Source organism: Gaetbulibacter sp. M235 (genome assembly GCF_043876835.1).
Taxonomy (GTDB): domain Bacteria; phylum Bacteroidota; class Bacteroidia; order Flavobacteriales; family Flavobacteriaceae; genus Yeosuana.
This window is the reverse complement of sequence record NZ_JBAWJZ010000003.1, coordinates 462,991-480,881: the sequence shown is the minus strand read 5'-3', so window position 1 is coordinate 480,881 and position 17,891 is coordinate 462,991. Positions and strand designations below refer to the sequence as shown.

Annotated in this window: 9 protein-coding genes and 1 tRNA gene; 2 read left to right on the top strand and 8 right to left on the bottom strand. The window is 33.0% G+C overall.

Annotation, left to right across the window (positions count from 1 at the left end; all coding sequences use genetic code 11):
• Nucleotides 1–23 precede the first annotated feature (23 nt).
• Nucleotides 24–2,075, top strand: a complete 2,052-nt coding sequence (locus V8G69_RS07300) for a right-handed parallel beta-helix repeat-containing protein (RefSeq protein ID WP_394881172.1) — start codon at nucleotides 24–26, stop codon at nucleotides 2,073–2,075.
• Nucleotides 2,076–2,238: 163 nt separating this feature from the next.
• A tRNA-Met gene (locus V8G69_RS07295) sits at nucleotides 2,239–2,309 on the top strand.
• Nucleotides 2,310–2,528: 219 nt separating this feature from the next.
• Here V8G69_RS07295 and V8G69_RS07290 read toward each other — a convergent pair.
• The 8 genes from V8G69_RS07290 to V8G69_RS07255 form a co-directional block, all read right to left on the bottom strand.
• Nucleotides 2,529–4,052 carry an aminotransferase class V-fold PLP-dependent enzyme gene (locus tag V8G69_RS07290; protein ID WP_394881171.1) on the bottom strand — a complete coding sequence of 508 codons (1,524 nt, stop codon included), beginning with the start codon at nucleotides 4,050–4,052 and terminating at the stop codon, nucleotides 2,529–2,531.
• Between the two features lie 59 nt (nucleotides 4,053–4,111).
• Nucleotides 4,112–6,076, bottom strand: coding sequence for a protein-disulfide reductase DsbD family protein (locus V8G69_RS07285; protein ID WP_394881170.1), 1,965 nt, complete (start codon nucleotides 6,074–6,076; stop codon nucleotides 4,112–4,114).
• Between the two features lie 18 nt (nucleotides 6,077–6,094).
• Complete coding sequence (locus tag V8G69_RS07280; protein ID WP_394881169.1) at nucleotides 6,095–8,905, bottom strand: M16 family metallopeptidase; 2,811 nt, start codon at nucleotides 8,903–8,905, stop codon at nucleotides 6,095–6,097.
• Nucleotides 8,906–9,186: 281 nt separating this feature from the next.
• Nucleotides 9,187–10,350, bottom strand: a complete 1,164-nt coding sequence (locus V8G69_RS07275) for a redoxin domain-containing protein (protein ID WP_394881168.1) — start codon at nucleotides 10,348–10,350, stop codon at nucleotides 9,187–9,189.
• A gap of 54 nt (nucleotides 10,351–10,404) precedes the next feature.
• Nucleotides 10,405–11,811: a RagB/SusD family nutrient uptake outer membrane protein gene (locus V8G69_RS07270; protein WP_394881167.1), complete on the bottom strand. Its 1,407-nt coding sequence runs from the start codon at nucleotides 11,809–11,811 to the stop codon at nucleotides 10,405–10,407.
• 18 nt (nucleotides 11,812–11,829) lie between these two features.
• Entirely contained in the window at nucleotides 11,830–15,384 is a 3,555-nt protein-coding gene (locus tag V8G69_RS07265) for a SusC/RagA family TonB-linked outer membrane protein (protein ID WP_394881166.1), read from the bottom strand.
• Nucleotides 15,385–15,490: 106 nt separating this feature from the next.
• Nucleotides 15,491–16,615, bottom strand: a complete 1,125-nt coding sequence (locus V8G69_RS07260; protein WP_394881165.1) for a FecR family protein — start codon at nucleotides 16,613–16,615, stop codon at nucleotides 15,491–15,493.
• 125 nt (nucleotides 16,616–16,740) lie between these two features.
• On the bottom strand, nucleotides 16,741–17,298 hold the full coding sequence (locus V8G69_RS07255) for an RNA polymerase sigma factor (RefSeq protein WP_394881164.1): 558 nt from the start codon (nucleotides 17,296–17,298) through the stop codon (nucleotides 16,741–16,743).
• Nucleotides 17,299–17,891 lie beyond the last annotated feature (593 nt).

Sequence of the window (17,891 nt, the reverse complement as noted above, 5' to 3'; positions counted from 1 at the left end):
GAACAATGAAAAAGATGAAAACAATGAAATTTTATTTAATGGCCGTAATGATTGCTATGTTTACGGTTGTATCTTGTCAAGAAGATGATTCGATTGATAGGACAAACCCACTTACAGCGGTTGCTGGTGAAGACCAGCAAGTAGCTTTAGGAGAAACCATTTTGTTAGATGGAAGTGAGTCTGAAGATGAAGAGGAAGAAGAATTCAGTTACCAATGGAATATGAAGAGTAAGCCTTCAGGAAGTCAGGCAACAATTACAAATTCAACTACAGTTACACCAGAATTTGTTGCTGATAAAGTGGGAAATTATGTAATCGAGCTTGTGATTAGAAAAGGAAATTGGGTATCAAAAGATGAAGTCCAGATTGTGGTTTCAGAAGTTGTAGGAACGGAAACAGTGATAATTTCAGAAGATATATTAACCGACATGGTAATGGAGGATGTTTTTCCTGAAGACTGGACTAAAATTGACTATTTAATTACAAAACCAATTAAGCTACAAGCTAAATTAACTATTAAACCTGGTGTAAAAGTTATTTTTTCAGAGAATGCAGCTCTTACGGTTACTGCTTCAGGAGCTTTTATTACAGAAGGAGGAGATCAGGAACAAAGCCGTATTTATTTAACAAGTGAGGCTGAAACACCAGGAAACTGGGTTGGTATTTATTTCCAATCAAATAACCCAATCAATAAAATCATTAATACATCTCTAGAATATGCTGGCGGAGATAATGCTCTCTTTTCTTCAAATTCTGGTTTATGGATGGATAGCAACAGTCAGATAAGTATAGAAAACAGTTATTTTACCAATAATAAAGGGACAGCAATATATTTGTCGCCAGAAGCCAGTCTCATTTCTTTTAAAGGGAATGTTATTACAGGACTTGAAGGAGAAGAACATGTATTAGCCTTGCCAGCTCCACAGGTTGAGAAAATTGCATATAATAATCAGTTTTTTAATGGAGATATTGCAGTAACAACCACTTATTTAGATAGTGGGAATGAAATTACTTGGGAGTCTAATTTTTATACTCTTTTGGAAGGATTAAAAATTATTAATGGAACAGGATTAAACCTTATGGCATATACTGAGATTTCAATTGAGCAAGACAAACAAATTGCCATTTTAAATGGAGGTTATTTAAATGCTATTGGTCTTCATGGTAATCCTGTTAAGTTTCACGGAACAGATCAGCTTGAAGCTGGGTACTGGAAAGGAATTTTTATAGAGCACAGTAATGATAATCCATCTGTTTTTGAATATGTATCAGTAAGAAACGCAGGAAGTTCGCCTCTTGCAGGAAATCAACCAGCTTCTATTCATATTGGAGCCTATGGTTTGGCATTAATGGATAATTCTTCAATAGGGTTAGGAGCTGGAGATGGTATAGAAGCAACTTCTGAAGGAGCTACTATTTTGAGTTTTAACGAAAATTATATTAGATATCATGATGGTTATGCAATGGCTGTTTCTACAAAAAATGTAGCTGTAATTGATTATTATACTAGGTTTAATTTTAATGGATTTAATAAAGTTCGTGTTGATGGCAATTACCCTATTGCAAATGATGAAGAAACTGTATGGAAAGGATTCTATCAACCAGATGTTACTTATCACGTAAAAGGATTGGGTAAGGATCTTGTGGTTTGGTCTGGCTTAAAGCTTGAGCCTGGTGTAAAAATAGAAATGGAAAATGAAGCACGAATAGTTGTAGAAAGTGCCAATGGTAGAGAAGGGTATCTATACGGCAAGGGAACTACTACAGATCATGTTATTTTTAGAAATATTAATGGTTTGGTTGGATCGTGGTATGGTATTACCTTTTCAAACACAAGCCAGAATAACTATTTAGAATTTGCTGAGATTTTACATGGAGGGAAAACAGTAGATAATAGTTTTTCAGCAAACATTACGGTTGACAATAGTCCTGAAGGCAAATTAACAATTGTTAATTCTACAGTAGGTTATAGCGGTCAACATGGAATATCTGTTTTGAATGAAAAGAGAAGCAATCTTAACGATATTAATGTGACATATGTAGGAATTCCTGAAGATACGGTTTATGCTTGGTAAATCTAGAATTCAGCAAGGATTTATCTAAGTTAAAACCCCTGAAAACATTGTTTTCAGGGGTTTTAAGTGCTTAAGGTGGGAATATTTTATTGTTTGTAATATATTGATAATCATTTATTTATGTATAATTTTTAATTTATACTCACCGAATCACTCACTTTTCATAACTTTAAGTTTAGTTTTTGAATTGTCGGGCTCATAACCCGAAGGTCACTGGTTCGAGTCCAGTTCTCGCTACAAGCAGAACCTTAAGCATTTTTGTTTGGAGGTTTTTAGTTTTTAGTTAGTTCTGGGTAATTTTCTTTAATGTTTCACTATTATTTACTCAGTTAAATCAATTGCTGTAAAAGTAAAGTAAATAGTGCCGTGGAGTAAGTTGGGTTAAACCTCAGGTTAAAACCAAATATTTGAATTCTTTGGAAAAGTTACAAATAATGTTCACCAACGAAAAGCTTAAATTATGCTAAACCAATTTGTTATTATTTGATTTTCCAAAGGGACATTGCTTTTATGAATGAATTCGTTCTTAATGGCATTATAAGTATAATCTTCTCCCCATTTTTTAAAATTCTCAGCTATTTCTTTAATAGCACTACAAATAAATTCGATTTCAGAATTTGTCATGGTTGGATGTATAGACATACGGACCCATCCTGGACGATCCATCAAACAGCCTTCTAATATCTTTTGCTCAATGGCCTTGGATGTCAATTGATCTACATGCAACAAATAGTGCCCATAAGTTCCGGCACACGAACAACCACCCCTTGTCTGTATCCCAAAACGGTCGTTCAATAATTTTACTATCAGGTTATAATGAGCATCTTCAATATAAAATGAAAATACACCCAATCTGTCCGTATGGTTTGGTGCAAGAATTTTTAAATTACTAATTTGAGATAAGCGATCAAAAATAATAGCATTGAGTTCATGTTCTCTCTCCAAAATGTTATGAATGCCCATTTCTTCTTTTAGTTTCAAAGAAAGAGCAATTCTAATAGCTTGTAAAAACCCAGGTGTTCCACCATCTTCACGGGTTTCGATATCGTCAATATAATCATGGTCGCCCCAAGGATTTGTATAACTCACCGTTCCACCTCCTGGATTATCTGGCACTAAATTCTTATACAGTTTTTTATTGAAGATTAAAACTCCCGATGTTCCTGGTCCACCCAAAAACTTATGCGGTGAAAAAGTTATGGCATCTAAATATGAATCTTCATCGGCTGGATGCATGTCAATGTTTACATAAGGTGCTGAACAGGCAAAATCCACAAAGCACAGACCATTGTTTTGATGCATTATCTTGGCCACTTCATGGTAATTGGTCCTGATTCCTGTTACGTTTGAACAACCTGTAATAGCAGCTATTTTTATGGGAACCTGGCTATATTCCTGCAATAAAGATTTTAAACTATCTAAACACGGTAACCCTTCATCACTTGAAGGAATAACCACCACTTTTGCAATGGTCTCTAACCATGAAGTTTGGTTAGAATGATGCTCCATATGGGACACAAAAATAATAGGTCTTTTGTCATCAGGAACATTGGTGTGGTCTTTTAGATTTTCATTAAGCTTGATTCCTAAAATACGCTGGAACTTATTAATGGCTCCTGTCATGCCAGTACCAACGGTAATAAGCACATCATCTTTTAAAGCATTAACATGATTTTTGATAATATTCCTTGCATCATGATAAGCATGCGTCATCACACTACCGGTTATCGAGGTTTCTGTATGGGTATTGGCAACAAATGGACCTATTTCTTCTAATATCTTCTTTTCAATGGGTCTGTACAAGCGCCCACTGGCGGTCCAATCAGCATAAATGATTTTTTTCTTGCCATAAGGGGAGTCAAACTCAGCATCAACACCAATGATATTTTTTCTGAAAATTGAAAAGTAGGCTCCTAGATTTGATGGTTTTTCTTTCGGGTTAAGAGTCTCTTTAAAAAAATTATTTTTAACAGTCATAGGTCAATATTTTATAAATCAAAATGATTTGTACTAAAAAAGGTAAAATGGAAATTACCTTATTTAAAATTAGAAACCCCCTTTTTTAACCAGTTAAGGTAAGCTTCAACATCTGAGGTATAGGCTACGGGCTCTATGAGGTTCTCCTCATCATGTCCCATGAGCACATACATGGGCTGGGTGTTTGCTTTATATCTAATGGTCTGCAGTTCGCTCCATTTCTGGCCGACATATTTAAGCTTTTTGCCTGGATTTAGTTTAGAATCAACCACATCACTTTCTGCTAAAGGCCTTTTGTCATCAACATACAGGGAAATAAGCACCACACCGTTTTTAAGGATATCCAAAATGTGTGGTTTGATCCAAACGTTGTTTTCCATTTTTCGGCAATTTACACAAGCATGCCCCGTAAAATCTATCATCACGGGTTTACCTACTTTTTTGGCATAGGCCAACCCTTTATCATAATCGTTAAAGGCTAAAATGTCGTGGGGTGCCATTAAGTGTGCTCCTTCTGGTATTTCTGTGTGACTAGCCGAACCCGAACCTGACTTGGTATAACCAACACCGTAGGGTGACTCGCTATAATGTTGTGGTGGTGGAAAGGCACTTATTAAATTTAAAGGCGCTCCCCAAAGACCGGGAACCATATAAATGGTGAATGATAATACTAATAAGCCTAAACCTAATCTTCCTACTGAAATATGAGTTACAGGCGAATCGTGTGGTAACTGTATTTTTCCAAACAAATAGAATGCCAAAGCTCCAAAAATAGCTATCCAGATTGCTATAAATACTTCACGTTCCAATACTTGTGCCTGTAAGACCAGATCGGCATTCGACAGGAACTTAAAGGCCAGTGCCAATTCCAAAAAGCCCAAGACCACTTTTACCGTGTTCAACCATCCGCCAGATTTTGGCAATGAATTTAACCATCCCGGAAAGGCCGCAAACAATGCAAATGGTAATGCAATGGCCAAGGAAAAGCCCAACATACCGACTATGGGCCCAATCTGGCTTCCCCCAGCTGCTGCCTGCACCAATAAAGTACCGACTATGGGTCCCGTACAAGAAAACGACACAATGGCCAATGCCAATGCCATAAAAAAGATCCCTATCAAACCACCTCTATCTGCCTGCGAATCTACTTTGTTGGCCCATTTATTTGGTAACATGATCTCAAAAGCCCCTAAAAATGAGGCGGCAAAGATTAGTAACAATATAAAGAAAGCAATGTTAAACCATATATTGGTTGATAAAGCATTTAAGGCATCTGCGCCAAAAACCAAGCTTACAAGAATACCCAACAGTACATAAATAACTATGATTGAAAGTCCATAGATAATGGCATTCCTGATACCTGCGGCCTTGGTCTTGCTCTGTTTGGTGAAGAAACTCACCGTCATAGGGATCATGGGGAACACACAAGGCGTTAACAGAGCGGCAAATCCTGATAAAAAGGCTATAAAAAATATAGACCAAAGCCCTTTTTGGGATTCTGTATCACCATTTGTTTCAACAGAATCTCCATTAACCGCTTCTATAACATTTTTTGTTGTGTTTGCAGCAACAGCTTTATTGGATAAATTAAATACTAACACAGCCTCTTTTGGTGGCGTACAATTGGTGTCATTACATGCCATAAATTCTACAAAGGCATTAATAGAACTAACATCTTTTTGAACGGTTATTTTTTGTTTGAAAGTCGCTGATTTTTCAAAGAACTTGATCTTCATCCCGAAAACGGGGTCATCAACAGTGTGACCTTCCTCTTCTAAGGTGTTTCCAACTATTTTAAAATTTCCCTCGCTATCATCATACGTAAATGTTGTAGCAATAGGGCCGTCTTCTGGAACGTTTTGCGAATACAGGTGCCAACCAGATTCTATTGTTGCCATTGATATAAGTACATATTCTGTATCTGACGACTTTTCTACAGATGTACTCCATTTTACGGGATTATAAATTTGAGCTTGTGCAAAAGTTAAAGCAAGAAAAGCAAATGCTAAAATTAAATTTTTCATTTATTTATAATGTTTTAATTATTGTTTCGGCTTAAAAACAACCTCGTAAGATTTTCCGCCATCAAGCACTTGCTTGGCCATTTCTTGGATATCTTTCTTTGTCATTTCATTTACAATATCATCGAAGTTTTTAGGATCGTTAATGTTTTCGTTAAATCTGTAGTATGTTGTAAGCCATTGCATATCATAACCATTTTTATCTTTGTCTTGTTCACGCTCTTTTATAAAGTTTGTTCTTGTTTTATTTAAATCGTCATCATTAATAGTTCCATTAGCTATTTTTTGTAGTTCTTCATTAACAATATCCACTAGTTTATCAGCCATATCCGGATTACAATCAAAACGAAATGCTACATAAATTTGAGATTTTGGTTCTCTAATAAAGTAGGCACCAGCTTGTGGGCTATAGGCACCTCCTTCTGCTTCTCTTACTGTTTCTGTTACTCGTAATTGTAAAATATCTCCCAAAGCACTGGTATAAATGCTGTTTTTTATTGAATATGGCATTTCTTTCTGATAAGCAATATTTACAGACGCTTTTGGATCTTCCATGGTTAAATAGATATCCTTATCTATTGTGTTAGAATCCCATTCAGCACTATTGTTTTTATAGGTTTCTTTTGTGTTTTTAGTAGGAATACTGGCCATGTATTTTTCCAAAAGTGGTTTTAATTGCTCTGCTTTCACATCACCTACAATGAAAAACTCAAAATCTGAAGCATCGGCAAAACGCTGGTTGTAAATCGTTTTAATTTTATCAAACGAAATGGCATCGGCATAGTCTTGGTTAAAAATTCGCTTTCTGGGATTGTTTTTACCGTATAAAGTAACGGTTAAACTATCTTTCATTTTCTCACCAATATCCTTACTTCTTCTAACAATATAATTATCTATATTGCTCTCTAAAACTTGAAAGGCTTGTTCGTCGAAACGGGGTTTTACGAAATAGACATGCACCATTTGCAACATGGTTTCTACATCCTTTGTATTTGAAGAGCCCGAAAGTGATTCGTTTATATCTCCAAGGCTAATCCTGACATTAGCAGTTTTTCCTGCTAATATTTTTTGTAAATCGGTCGCATTGAAATCACCTAATCCGGACATTTGAATTAAATCGCCTAACAAATTTGCAGAAGGTAACTCATCATCACTTAAAAGCGAGGTTCCTCCATAGCTAACAGCACTCAAAGAGACCTTGTCCTTTTCTTTATCAACATACTTATAATGTACGTTTATACCGTTACCCAAGACAAATATGGTTGACACAGTTTCTTTATTAGGAATTGTTTTTGATATTGTGCCTGCTTTAATATTTAAATCGGATACTAATGTTTTTCCATCTAAAGCCTCGGTATAAGGGGCTATTGTAGCATCGCTTTCTATTTTTGAAATAATTTGTTTGGCTTGGTCTTCTGTTAAATTATCTTGACCTTCAACACCTGTTACATTTAAATATCTGTTTTCTTGAGAATATAATCTCTTTATCGTTTCATGGAGTTCTTGCGGGGTAATTGCATTAAAAATTTGCTTTGCTATTTCATACTCTTCCTCGACATCAGTTACAGTGTTATTCGATAAAAAATTATTTTGAATGGATTCCTCAATTTGTCCATGATTCAAATCATCTTTCTTGGCAATTTGATTTTCATAAGAACTTTTAGACTTAGCAATAGATCTATCTATCTCTGATTGTGTAAATCCAAATTTCACGGCTCTTTCCACTTCGGTCAACACCTCTTTAAAAGCCTCAGCTTGTTTATTTAATTTAGGATAGATACCGATACTAAAAGCATTGGAGGTTCTGGTAAATCCCCAATAACCAATTTGAGCCCCTAAAAAAGCAGCATCTGGATTTTGTGATTTTTCTGAAACTCTTGCAGACAACATGCCTATTGCCATTGACTCTAGTAACGATCGTTTTAAATCGGCAACAGTTTCCGGTTTTAGTGATTTTTTATGACGAATCCCTAAACTAATAGATGCTGTTGACACTTCTGGATCTATACCAAAAACATAGGCCATGTCTTTATTGTCTGGCACATCTACTACAATACGCTCTTTTGGGTTTTCTACCGCTGGAATATTAGAAAATTTCTCTTTAATTTTTTGCTCTATATCATCCACATTTACATCACCTATAACAGCAATAGCTTGTAAATCTGTACGATACCAATCGTGATAAAAATCACGTAACGCTTTATAATCAAACCCTTCAACCACAGACATCAATCCTATTGGCATTCTATCGGCATATTTTGAATGGTTAAACGTAATTGGCATAGCCTTTTCAAACAAACGTCTTCTACCACTTTGACCTGTGCGCCATTCTTCTTTTATAACACCTCGCTCTGCATCGATTTCTTCATCGGTCAACAACAAATAATTGGACCAATCTTTCAATACGGTCAAACAGGTATCTATCAAACCATTTTTTGTTGGTATATTGTCTAAATTGTAAACCGTCTCATCAAAAGACGTATATGCGTTAATGTCCTTACCAAATACAGCTCCATGCTTTTGAAGTGTATTTAAGATGCCTTTACCTGGAAAATTTTCTGTTCCGTTAAAGGCCATGTGCTCTAAAAAATGTGCCAGACCACGTTGATCCTCATTCTCTAAAATAGAACCTACGTTTTGTATGATGTAATAGCTAGCAGCACCTTTTACAACATCGGTGCTTTTAATGTAATACGTCATGCCATTTGCCAAAACACCTTTTTTTATGGTTTGATCTACAGGTAATGGAGTTCCATAATTTAATGACTGGCCTACTGATTTGAACGTAAAAGCCACTGATAGAGTAAAAAGAAAAAATAAAGTGCGTTTCATGAAAATTATATATTAATTGATGCTTATCTTCTTAAGAATAAATCCTTATCTATCTAATATATAGTTATATTAGATAGCTTTAATAAAAGAGGACTGCTTTTGAACAATCCTCTTTTCTCTGTTTTTGCTCAAAATTGAGTGACTAATTCAAATAGGCTTTTTAAAGCAAAAAAATATTGAAATGTTACAGATTAATACTTTTATTACTGATGATTTTTGAAACGGTTATTAAAACGTCAATAACCATTAATACCATAAAATATTACCTAAAAAAGAACTAACTAATCTTTAAATATTTCGGATAATTTTGTTTGTAAATTTTCTTCTCTAAGGTCTTTAGCTACTATTTTACCGTCGGGGCCAATTAAATAATTAGTGGGTACGGCTTTAACACCGTACATGGTTGCTACTTCATTTCCCCAACCTTTTAAATCTGAAACATGAGACCAGATTAAACCATCATTTTCAATAGCTTTTAACCATCTGTCTTTTTTATCATCTAAAGAAATACCTAACACATTAAATCCTTTTTCATGGTATTTATTATAAGCTAAAACCACATTAGGGTTTTCCTTTCTACATGGACCACACCAACTTGCCCAAAAATCGATTAAAACGTACTTTCCTTTATAGTCAGAAAGATTTACGATATCTCCATTTGTATCTGTTTGTGAAAACTCTGGTGCAACAGATCCAACAGCTGTTCTTTCAAAAAGATCTAATGATGCTTTTACCTTTTTTCCATAAAAGGATTGTTTCATTTCTGGTGTCAATATCTTATATAACTTTTTGGCAGTTTCTGGGTTAGGATATGTAATAAATCTCTCATTTAAAACCAAAACTGCACCTAATGCATCTGCATTTTTAGAAATATATTCTGAAGTCAGCTTAATAGATAGCGTGTCCAAATTTTTCCATTTTTCGTCCAGAATGGCTTGATGTTCTTTTGAAAGTTTACCCTTTTCAATGCTCAAATCTAAAGCATCTATTTTATGCAATGAATCTGATAATTGATATATTGGAAAAGCTACTTTTTGAATTTTAGTAAAATCGTTTTTATAAAATGATTTATAAATAGAATCTTGAGTTGCACCTTTAACTTCGGCTAAATATAGAGAGTCCCTTTTCCCTTTAATTGTTATAATTTCATTATCAAGTATAAATGTGGCCCCATATTGTTTATCTTTTTCTTTAATTCTGTATAGTAAAGGTTCATTTACTTGCCCTTGAAACTGGAATTTACCTTGATTTACTATAGATGAATCAACAATTTTCTGGTCTTCATCTATTTTTATCAAATATACCATCCCTTTTGGCAAACTATCTATATTACCATCTATTGTATAGCTTAGTGCATCCTTCATTTTTGGGTTGTCTTTGCATGATGTTAACACACCAAACATTACAAAAGCTAATATGCTTATTTTTAAAATAATCTTTTTCATTTAATTAATTTTTTAAACCAAGGCTTCAGTAATATGAAAGCCTTGGTTTTTATGTTATTTATCTACGTTTTGAGTAATTGTTCCGTTACCTGGGTTTTTTGTGGCTCCTTGAGGAAAAGGCATCGTCCATAGATGAGAATCTGATGATAACGTATAAGCTGTTCCAGCATCTACTTTAGAAAAACTAACTTTATAAACGCCCTCTGCGTTTAAACGTCGTGCATCAGCAAAAGGAATTAAAGTCAGAATAAGCTCATTCTCTTTAGTTTTTAAAATCGCATTGATGGCAACTGTTTTATCTGTAGTTGTTAGTTTCTGATATTCACTTGGCAGGATACGTTTTTTACGAACTTCATCCAAAACATCCATTGCATCATTTATCTCTCCTGAACGCGCAAGACATTCTGCCTTAATTAGGTAAGCCTCTACAGTTGTAATTCCTCCATAATTAAAATTCCCAGACATTGTGCTTTTATAATAAGTTTCGGCACCAACTGTTGTAATTTTCCAACGTGACAAGAAACGGGCATCTCCAGTTTCAAAACGCTGTCCACGGTATACAGGAACATTATTTTCTGTAGAAAAATAATTAACGGCTCCATGGCGATAATTATAATTCTCAACATAATTAAACCCCATTGGAGATGGCGTAGTAATATATGAATTTGGAGTTTCAATAATTGTTTTATTGGTATCATAATAGGCTGTCCAATCATAAAGTTGGTCATTCTCAGCCAATGCTAAATCTGCATATTTTAATGCTTCAGCATAATTATTCATCTGTAAATTTACACGAGAATAAAAAGCATAAGCTGTTCCTAAATTTGGATGTAATGGTGTTTGTGACACACTAGTCAAGTATGGCAAAGCCTCATTAAGATCTAAAAGAATAAAATCGTACATCTCCTGAATAGTAACTTGCTTACTTGGAGCATTTATATCTGCACTTGTAATTAACGGTACAGACAATTTTGTTCCTGCTGTTGAAGCTTCATAAGTATCTGCGTAAAAATTAACCAAATTATAGTAAGACATGGCCCGTAATACTTTTGCTTCTGCCCAAATTAGTCTTTTTTCGTCTTCAGTTGCTTCGGTTGAAGTTAATGCATTTTCAATTATTAAATTAAAAGTTGAAATGCCTGCATATTGTCCATAATAGGTGGTTTCATCTGCTTGGTTTAATTGAATTCTGTCTGCAGTTTCATCCCACATATAATTGGCATTTGTCAATCGATCGTATGATAATGTTGAAGGGCCAATATATCTATCGTTTAATAAATTCAATGCCTGAGCAACATCTACTTTGTGATTTGTGTATTCATAACGAATAAAAGCTTCAAAGTCGGCTAATGTGGTTGGTATTTTTGATCCTTTTGGTACTTCATCTAAGTAGCTATCGCATGAGGTAAAAGTTAAACTCAATAGTAACGAACATAGAATACTGTAATATATATTTTTCATCGTATAGTCTTTTTAAAATTAGAAATTAACATTTACACCAAAAACAAAATTTGGAGATTGGTAACCACCTAAAAGGTATTTAGCATCTTTGCTTTTCGCAACTGTAAAAACATTCTCTATGTTAAGATTAAATCTAACATCTTGTAATTTCACTCTATTTATAAGGCTAGAAGGCAATTGATACCCTAGCGATATATTACTTAATCGCACATTTGAAGCGTCAATTATATTAATATCTGCATAAGAATAAATAGATTGTAAATCAGAATTAAAATCCGGATCATACTCATACACCACGCGAGGAACATCAGTAAAAGCCTCATCACCTGGTTGTTGCCATCTATCTTCTATACGTTTGTTTACTACACTTATATCGGTAATATAACCAAATACCGCTCTGGAGTAATTATTGGGTAACATTGGTAAAAATGTATTTCTCATTTTATGTCCTAACTGATAAATAAAAAGTGCAGAAAGAGAAAAGTTTTTATAAGAAAAAGAAGTGTTAAAAGAACCACTTTGAGTAGGAACCGTAGTGCCATAATCTTCTATCGCTAATAAATCGGCTGGATTGTAACTCACTGGAGTTCCAGATGCGTCATTTACTTGTGGTAAACCAGTACTGCTTAGACCCGCCCATTTGTATCCATAGATAGAATTAAAGTTTTTACCAACTCTAGGAAACTCTGATGGATAATCTAATTGTAAGAAATAAACAGGTGCCTCTACATTTACATAGGTTACTTCGTTTTTATTATGCGCATACATAAAACCTGCTTCCCAAGAAAAAGTAGGCGTTTTAATTATGGTACCATCCAAACTAAGTTCAATACCTTTATTCGTCATTTTACCATTGTTAATCGTATAGGTAGAATACCCCCAACCTTCAGTTGGAATTCCGTTACTGTTAGATAATAAATCTTCTCCTTTTTTGTTATAAAAATCGAAAGCTCCTGATAATCTATTTTTAAAGAATGCAAAATTTAAACCTAAGTTGGTTGTCGTCGTTTTTTCCCATGACAATTCTGGATTTGGCCGAGACCTAACCGATCCTTGAGTTCCTCCAACATTATTATTTGTGCTATAATAAGCAGTTAAATAAGGTGCAGAATCTTTAGCAATATTTCCTCCAATTCCATAAGAAACACGAAGTTTAAGCATATCTATCCAAGACGTTTGAAAAAATGATTCTCTATCAATATTCCATGATGCTCCTGTTGACCAAGTTGGCTTATTTTGATATTTATTATCTGTTCCCCAAAGATTAGAACGATCCCAACGTAAACTTCCAGTTATTGTATATCTTCTGTCATAAGTATAACCCGCATTACCATAAAAAGACACATAACGATTTAGCAATTCTCGATCTACAGAAAAATTATTCTGAGACATGTAACCTCCAAAAATAGGGCCATATACTTTAAGTAAATCGGCTTGATTTACCGGTGTAAAAGATAATGTTTGTTCATCCCAACCGTAGCGCGTATTATCTTTATATTCTAATTTTGAGTGACGCATTTCCATACCAACAAGAGCAGTTACGTCATGTTTACTGTCGAATGTTTTATCAAAATTTAATTGCTGACGAAAATTATAGGCATTAGAAAATTGGTTTCTTTCGTTTAAAATATCTCCATAAGGTAAATTGTAAACAGCTGTATTACTATTAGAAATAGTTGCTAAACCGTTTACTTGATTTCTTACACTATACGAGTTTTTGTCTCTTAATAGACTTGAACGATCTACGCCATATTCATATTGAAACATAGCATTATAGCTTAATGCATCACTAAATTTCACATTAAATTTAACAAAAGTCCTATTCAAAAAGCTTTTAGTTTTATCAATGTTTCCTTTAAACTCATCCATTGGAGTAATATCCATATTATAAAGACCGTAATTTTGGATGGCTTGAAGTGTGAAATCATTATATCTAGAGGCTGCTGTAGAGGTGAAATTAGTGCCATCGTCATTAACCAATTGATTATACGGCTGGTATTTAAATCCTGGATTTAAAGCATTAAAAGTTTGTCTATCATTTTTGTTATAATTAACATAAGTTCCTAAATCCAGAGTTAACCAGTCTGCTATCTCAGTTGAATTTTTTAGGTTAATACCAATCGATTCATCTTTAGAATATCTATCTTCAAATTTATTACCCTTATAAGTAATAGAGGCAATAAAACTATTCGTTTCAGAAGACGTGCCAAGACTAAAATTGTGCTGTGTTAAATATTGATCTCTTTTTGCATATTTAGCAATGTCATCATAATATTTATATCCCATCGCACTTAAAGCGTCTAAACGATTATTATTTGCAGATTCTGAAATATTTCCAGCATAATAGTTTAAAAGACTTTGCATACCAAGACTAGTATATGCTGCATTGCTTAACAATGAAGCAGCATATGAACTGCTTCCAGGACCTGCTAAATTAGGATTTCCAGCAGCCCATTCTCTTTCAAGACCAATAATATCTCCAGAATCAGTAAGGTTCCCATTATAATTTCTAAAAGGAGTAACCGTCAAAGTGCTAGAAAACGAAATGTTTGTTTTACCAACTTTGGCTTTTTTTGTGGTAATTACAATCACACCATTTGCTGCACGTGCTCCATAAATTGAGGAAGCTGCAGCATCTTTTAATACGGTGATACTTTCGATGTCTTCTAAATTTAAATTTGGTAAATTTTCTTCTAATCTAAAAGTTTCTGGATTATACCTTGTGTTTTCAATAGGAAAACCATCAATTACATACAAAGGAGTTGTTAATCCTCTCATAGAGGTTGTTCCTCTTATTACCCCATTTTGATACCCTACTATTCGACCTTCTAAAACTTTATCCAGACTATTTAAACGCTGACTTTTCAATTCTTCAGCTTTAAGTTTTGAAAAAGACCCTGTTGCTCTTTCTGCCGAAATATTCTGATAACCAGTTACTAAAATTTCATTTAGATCTAAACTACTTTCTTTTAAAACTATATTGATAAGAGTATTATCTCCTAATTTAATTTCTTGTGTTTCATAACCCAACGCAAGAAACTGTAATGTCACAAAGTTTCCTTCTACTTCTATTAGAAAATGGCCATTGATATCTGTTGTGGTTCCTTTTTTTGTTCCTTTAATCAATACAGCAACACCTGGAATTGGTATTTTGTTTTCATCTGTGACAATACCTGAAACCTTTAATTCTTGTTCAGACAATACTGTTTTTGGCAATTGTTTTATAATAATTGCATTATCATCCGTTAACGTAAAATCAAGGTTATTAGAAGTAATACATTCATTTAATAAATCGCTTACCTTTACTTTTCCTTTTTTAAGGTGCACTTTTGAAGTGTTTTGAAATAAATCTTCTGAATAAATAAAATTATAATCGGTTTGATTACTAATCATAATAAACACTTCATCAATTGACACTGTTTTGTCTGCGTCAACTGTAATTTTTGTGTTTTGAGACATTATGTTCTCTGGTGTTAAGCTAAACACTGAAAAACAGCATAAAAAAACTAGTGCTCGCATAATAATCATTGCATCCCGTTTTTTGAAACGGACATTCGTTAAGTTATTTTTCATAAATTTGAAAGGTATTAGTTAGTTAAACATTTAATTAATTAATCGTATTTAAAGGAGGGAGAAGTATTCACGGTCCAATGTTTATATTTCTTTCCCTCTTTTTTATTTAATTTAAAAAGATTGTTTTGTCTTTTATTTCATAAGATTCAATTTTATTTGTATTCTTTATCAATAATAGAATAGTTTCTAAATTTTGGTTTTTGCTTAATTGACCATTAAATCTCTGGTTTGCTACATTGTCATTTAAAAACTCAAAATCTACATCATACCAGCGCGACAGCACTTTTATTATTTCTTTAAACGATTTTTTATGAAAAACGAAATCGCCATGAATCCAAGCTAACTCAGTATTAACATCAACTGTATTAATTTCAAAATTACTGTCATCTGAGTTTAAAACAGATTGTTGCCCCGGTACTAAAACCGCATTGCTTGTTTTGGTGTTTACAGCAACTTTACCTTCGGCAAGTGTAGTGTAAATTTGCGACTCGTCTTTGTAGGCTTTTACATTAAACTTAGTTCCTAAAACTTCAATATCTTGACTATTATTAATTACTTTAAATTTAGCTCCTTTATGTTCTGTGCTAGGAGAAACTTCAAAATAGGCTTCACCATAAACTAGCTCAACAAGTCGTTCTTGGCCTTCAATAAACGTTGTGGGATATTTTAGTTGCGATTCAGAATTCAACCAAACTTTGGTGCCATCGGCAAGCTTTACAATAAACTCACCTCCTCTTGGTACAGTTAAATAGTTATATGCTATTTTATTAGATTTTGCGGTGTTAGAACTATAAGTAATTTCTTCTCCATTACTTACACTATTTTTAGTTTGATATTCTTTTCCTTTTTCTAAGGCAATTTGAGTACCATCTTCAAGTATTAAGGTTGCCTTATCTGTTCCTGGTTTAATTATATCATTTATTACTATTACAGGATCTTCATTAGGTTCTGTATTTCGATTTTTTATTAAAAAAGAAATTGATAACAATAAAACCGCAGCCGCTGCATATTTTAAATATTTGGTTTTCTTTGGTTGAACAGCTATCTTTTTATGAATTGAATTCCATGCTTTTTCAATGTTGATTAATTCAACATCATTCTTGTAATTTTCTTTTACATTTTCAAAGTACAACCTATGGTCAGCAGATTCATTGTACCAGTCATTAAACAAGACTTCTTCTTCTTTTGAAAGCGTATTGTTTAATTTTTTTATAATAATTTTAAATTCCATTATTTAATTTGTTTGCCTTTATTTAATATTTAGACAACAGAAACTTAATAATGGGTGACAAAAAATTTATATTATTTTCAATAAAATTTAAAAAAGCGTGAAAACAAATCAGTGTAAGTTTGTTTTTAGTGATTTATTTGAAGTAAAATTAACAGTCCCGTTACCATTTCTGTAATTTTTAATTTAGCCCTTTTAAGTTGGGTTTTAACGGTGTTTATTGAAATATCCAGTTCACTAGCAATTTCGGAATATTTGTAATTATGCAAAAACTTTAGCTTAACAACTTGTTGCATTTTTTCTGGAAGTGTATCTACAATTTTTAAAATTTGATGATAAACTATTTTTTTCTCTTCTTCTGAATTAGAATCGAATACATGCTCTGTTATCAAATTAATATTGAATTCTAAAAACTCATAATTGTCAGTAATTTTAATAGACTTCAAAAAATTTAAGCATCTATTTCTAACCATTGAATAAAGATAACCTTTTAATGATGTTTCAATTTTTAAACTTTCGGCATGTTCCCAGATGTAAATAAAAACGTCTTGTACCACATCTTCACTAGAGGCTTTATCATAAAGATAACCATAAGCATAGGTCACTAAATCTTTATAGTGCTTATCAAAAAAGGTTTTAAAAACTTTTTCGTTCTTTTTCCTTATTTCCTCTAATATAAGGTTCATTGAATTTTAAGTGAAGTTTTAGTTATAAAACAAATCTAAAAAAGAAATTCCTATTAATTGACTTAATATGGGGATATATGTTTTTTTAGAAAATACCTCCAACTTTAAAAAGCTAGAACTAGGAAATATTTGTAGTTGTATGAGATTAGAAAATTATAATTAAGATTTTGTACTCATATACCACTTAAATTTAGTTGTTTGATTGTGATATTTAAACCAATTATTAAGATTAATTGTATCGAATCAAATTTTTTTAATTGTAATATTAAAAGGCCAAACAATTTTTTTTAAAGTGTATATTCCTATTAAAGTATTTAAAAAAACTATATTTGGGTAGGTAATGAAAAATCGTTTTTCCACTATTTTTTCACCATTTTGTTAATTGGTGTTGATGAGGCAATAAACATAAGGGTATAAAAAAGTAGCTCGAATCCAGCCGAGGTTCAATTTTGGTTGTATAAATAGCTTGATTTTCAAAAACACCACCTTAAACCTTTGAAATTTATTTAATTCCATTAACAATTAATTCAATAAATTACATTGATATTATTATTAATATGAAAACTTAAAACTGCATACGTTTTTATAATTTT